Origin of the sequence: Nocardia farcinica (genome assembly GCF_029867845.1) — a bacterium.
Classification (GTDB): domain Bacteria; phylum Actinomycetota; class Actinomycetes; order Mycobacteriales; family Mycobacteriaceae; genus Nocardia; species Nocardia farcinica_A.
Genome location: NZ_JARWRU010001024.1, coordinates 1 through 4,013, shown reverse-complemented (window position 1 = coordinate 4,013; position 4,013 = coordinate 1). Strand labels below are relative to the sequence as shown.

Below are 4,013 nucleotides of genomic sequence, written 5' to 3'. Positions count from 1 at the left end.
TGCCACCGCCGGCCCCCCCGCGCCGGTTTTTGGGGGCGTTGCGCCCTTGGGTGACTTTGGGGTGCCCGCGCGCCGCGCCCGGGGGGCGCGCCCGCCGTTGACGACCGCGAGCAGCAGGCCGAGGCCGAGCAGGAGCAGCCCGCGTACCCACATCTCGCCCTCGACGCGGGTCGCCAGCAGCGCGCAGGAGGCCAGGCCGAGCCAGGGCAGCACGGTGGGCACCCGGAAGTGGTCGCTTTCGGCGGGTTCGCGGCGCAGGATCAGCACCGCGGCGTTGACCGCGGCGAAGACCACGAGCAGCAACAGCACCAGTGTTCCGGCGAGGACGGCGATCTCGCCGGTCAGCGCCAGCGCCGTCGAGCAGGCCGTGGTGACCGCGATCGCCACCCAGGGTGTGCGCCTGCCAGGCAGCACCCGCGCCAGTGCCCCGGGCAGCAGTCCGTCGCGGGCCATGCCGTAGGCGAGGCGGGAGGCCATGATCCCGGTCAACAGGGCGCCGTTGGCGACCGCCACCAGGGCGATCACCGCGAACAACCGCTCCGGCACCGCGCCTGCGACCCGCACCACCTCCAGCAGCGGCCCTGACGACTCGGCGAGCGCCTCGGTGGGCACCGTAGCCGAGGCCACCACCCCGATCAGCACATAGACCGCGCCCGCGGTGAGCAGCGCGCCGAACAGGGCCCTCGGGTACGTGCGCCGAGGGTCGCGCACCTCCTCGGCCAGGTTCACCGAGGTCTCGAATCCGACGAAGGAGTAGTAGGCCAGCACCGAACCGGCCAGGACCGCGCCGAGCGCGCCGTGTTCGGCGGTGCCGAGTTCGACGAGCCTGCCCGGTTCGCCGTCGCCGCGCAGCAGCACCCACGCGCCGAGGCCGATCACCAGCAGCAGTCCGCCGAGTTCGACGAGGGTGGCGACCACGTTCGCACCGAGCGACTCCTTGATCCCGCGCATGTTCAGCGCCGCGAGCGCGGCCAGGAACGCCACGACCACCGCCACCGTGGGCAGGGTGACCAGCTCGGCCAGATAGTCCGAGGCGAAGCCTCTGGCCAGCGCGCCCACCGAGACCACTCCGGCGGCCAGCATGCAGAAACCGATGAAACTGCCCGCCGCCGGGCCGAGGGCCAGTGTCACGTAGTGCGCCGAGCCGCCCGCGCGCGGGAACCGGGTCGCCAGCTCGGCATACGAGCCCGCGGTCAGGCAGGCCAGCACGAGCGCGGCCAGCAGCGGCAGCCACACCGCGCCACCGGAGGCGCCCGCGATCTCGCCGACGAGCACGTACACCCCGGCGCCGAGCACGTCACCGAGGATGAAGAAATAGAGCAGGGGTGTGCTCACCACCCGCTTCAACGTCGCCGTCATGAGCGAGCAATACCCAACCGGGGACGATATCCGCGAACCGGCTGTTCCGAGCCGGTTCCCGGCATGTCCCCGCGCCGCCGGAAACGAGCGCAAGCCCACAGAACCGGGGGCGGCCGGACGGCGATCGTCGTTGCCGCCGAAGGGATTCGGAGATTGCGCGGGCACGCGACAGCGGTGAGGATGGCGGGATGTCGTCCGCATCGCTCACCCTCCGCGAACTGCCCCGCCTCCGTACCCGTCACCTCGGCAGGCTCGGCGGACTGTTGCGGCCCGGCACCCATTCCTCGCCGCTGCTCGAGCTGGGCGACCGGTTCGTCGTCTCGCCGCCCGCCTTCCCCGACCTGCTCGTCACCCACCGGCCCGAGGACGTGCGCGCACTGTTCGCCGACCACGAGAACTTCTCGGTCGGACAGGTGCTGAGCCGCTTCTCCAGTCACGACGTGATGTTCGGCGAGGAGACGCTGATCTTCCTCGACGGCGAGGAACACCGCAGGGAACGCAAGCGGTTCTCCCCGCCCTTCCAGCACAAGGCCTTGCAGTCCTACGAGGAGCTGATGGTCGGCGTCGTGGAGCGAGCGGTCCCGAACTGGCCGGTGGACGAGCCGTTCGAGTTCCTGCGCGCCGGCTACGAGATGGCGCTGGACATCCTGCTCGGTGTGGTGTTCGGCGATGTCGAGGCCGAGCGGATGGCGCGGCTGCGGCGCGCGGTGCGGCTGTGGTTCGACGAGATCGAGAGCCGCGGATTCCTCACCGTCACCCTGCTGACCCCGTTCCTGGGCGGGCACACCCTGCCCTATCCCCCGTTGAACCGGCGCAGGGATCAGGTCGACGCCGTCGTCATGGAGGAGATCGCCGCGCGGCGCGCCACCCCCGAGGTGCCGCGCGCCGACCTGCTGTCCCGCTACGTCGGCACCGACCTCGACCAGCACGACGACCTCGCGCTGGCCCGCAACATGCGCGGGGTGCTGCTCGGCGCCTACGAGACCACCGCCATCACCCTCGGCTGGGTGGCGGTCATGCTGGCCGCCCACCCCGCGGCGATGGCCGAGATCGACGCCGCGGCCGACGCGGGCGATCGCGACCGGCTCGACGCCTATCTCGACGCGGTGGTCGCCGAGACCATGCGGCTGCGGCCGGTCTCGCCGTTCACCGGCCGGCGCGCGCTGCGCGACACCGTCCTCAACGGAATCGCGGTGCCCGAGGGCGCCATCGTGATCGTGCCGATCCTGCTCATCCACGAGGCGCCCTGGCACTACCCCGACCCGCTGAGCTTCCGCCCCGAACGCTTCCTCGGCGAGCGCCCCGACGGCTACACCTGGCTCACCTTCGGCGCGGGCGCGCATCGCTGCCTCGGCGCCCAGTTCGCCCTCGCCGAGGCCAGAATCCTGTTCCGCACCCTGTTCCTGGAGCGCCGCATCGAGACCGCACCCGGCGAGATCGAGCCGCCCCGGCGCTACCACACCGGCCTCAGCCCGGCGCGGGACGCGCTGATCACCATGCGCAAGCGCTGACAGCGTGCCCAAACCCCGGCGGGGACAGATGTTTACGGACCCGCCGGTGCTGTCGAGGAGCGCCGCCGCAGTTTCGGTGCCCGCACGCCGGGTATCTGCTGCCGTGGATCGGCCCACCGACAGATGAGAAGGCACCATGATTTTCAGCAACACACCGGCATCGACGGGCAGGACGTCATCGCTCGGACGGTCCTCGATCGGCGGGGGTGACTCGTCCGCGAGCCGCATCGCCCAGAACCCCACCTTCGAGCGCTTCGCGCGCGCCGGTTTCGTCATGACCGGCGTGGTGCACCTGATCATCGCCTACCTGGCGCTGCGCATCGCCTTCGGCGGCGGGGGGACCGCCGACCAGTCCGGCGCCATGGCACAGATCGCGGCGGCGCCCGGCGGCACGGTCGTGCTGTGGCTCGCGGTGGTCTCGTTCGTGCTGCTGGCGCTGTGGAAGCTGACCGAGGCCGCGTTCGGCAAGGCCTCGAAGCCGCGGGAGGCGAGCGCGGGCAAGGAGGCCTTCCGGCGCGGCAAGGCCGTGGCCACCGCCGTGGTCTACGGCGCGCTGGCGCTGACCGCCTACAGCTTCGCGGCGGGCGCGGGCAAGTCGAGCACCGCCGACAGCCAGAGCCTGACCGCCGAGATGATGCAGAGCACCGCGGGCACCGCGCTGCTGGTGATCGCCGGAGTGGCGCTGCTCGGCGTCGGCGCCTACTACGTGCACAAGGGCTACACGAAGAAGTTCCTCGAGGACCTCGACACCGACAGCACCAACATCCGCCGTCTCGGCACCACCGGCTACATCGCCAAGGGTGCGGCCATCGGCGCCATCGGCGTGCTGCTGATCCTCGCGGTCACCAGCTCGGAGCCGGACAAGGCGGCCGGCCTCGACGGCGCGCTGAAGACCCTGGGCGCGCAGCCCTACGGTGTCGTCCTGCTGGTGATCGCCGCCCTCGGCATCGCCGCCTACGGTCTGTTCAGCTTCGTGCAGGCCAAGCACGCGCGGATGTGAGCGTGTGCGCCGTGTGGTGAACGGTGCGGCCTGAGCCGCACCCGGACGCGGGGGGGGGGGGGGGGGGGGGGGGGGGGGGGGGGGGGGGGGGGGGGGGGGGGGGGGGGGGGCGGGGGGGGGGGGGGGGTGGGGGGGGGGGGGGG

3 protein-coding genes are annotated in these 4,013 nt (G+C 72.3%); 2 read left to right on the top strand and 1 reads right to left on the bottom strand.

Annotation, left to right across the window (positions count from 1 at the left end):
• Positions 1–1,359, bottom strand: a 1,359-nt coding sequence (locus QH283_RS22705) for an APC family permease (RefSeq protein WP_280504975.1), incomplete at its 3' end; no start/stop codon positions are given.
• 188 nt (positions 1,360–1,547) lie between these two features.
• Here QH283_RS22705 and QH283_RS22700 point away from each other — a divergent pair.
• On the top strand, positions 1,548–2,870 hold the full coding sequence (locus QH283_RS22700; RefSeq protein ID WP_280504974.1) for a cytochrome P450: 1,323 nt from the start codon (positions 1,548–1,550) through the stop codon (positions 2,868–2,870).
• 136 nt (positions 2,871–3,006) lie between these two features.
• Entirely contained in the window at positions 3,007–3,870 is an 864-nt protein-coding gene (locus tag QH283_RS22695) for a DUF1206 domain-containing protein (RefSeq protein ID WP_280504973.1), read from the top strand.
• Positions 3,871–4,013: the final 143 nt, after the last annotated feature.